Origin of the sequence: Aquitalea sp. ASV11 (assembly GCF_016429185.1) — a bacterium.
GTDB classification, from domain to species: Bacteria; Pseudomonadota; Gammaproteobacteria; order Burkholderiales; family Chromobacteriaceae; genus Aquitalea; species Aquitalea pelogenes.
This window is the reverse complement of the sequence record NZ_JAELUD010000228.1, coordinates 1-302: the sequence shown is the minus strand read 5'-3', so window position 1 is coordinate 302 and position 302 is coordinate 1. Positions and strand designations below refer to the sequence as shown.

Here is a 302-nt window from a genome sequence, read left to right as displayed (position 1 = left end):
CCCCCCCCCCCCCCCCCCCCCCCCCCCCCCCCCCCCCCCCCCCCCCCCCCCCCCCCCCCCCCCCCCCCCCCCCCCCCCCCCCCCCCCCCCCCCCCCCCCCCCCCCACCCCCCCCCCCCCCCCCCCCCACCCCCACATCTTACTGTTCGTCGGCAGCGTCAGATGTGTATAAGAGACAGGTGGCGTGAGTACTGCGTCAAACTGCTGCTCTGGCAGTTTCAGCCGTGCCAGCTGGCTGCGTAGCTGGTCCGGGTCGGCTATCAGCAGCTGGGCCGCCCCGCTTTGCAGCAGGCGCGGACATTC

1 protein-coding gene is annotated in these 302 nt (G+C 77.2%); it reads right to left on the bottom strand.

Annotation, left to right across the window (positions count from 1 at the left end; genetic code table 11):
* The coding region (locus JHD62_RS21875; RefSeq protein ID WP_199104638.1) for a hypothetical protein at window positions 1–302 on the bottom strand (302 nt) is incomplete at both ends.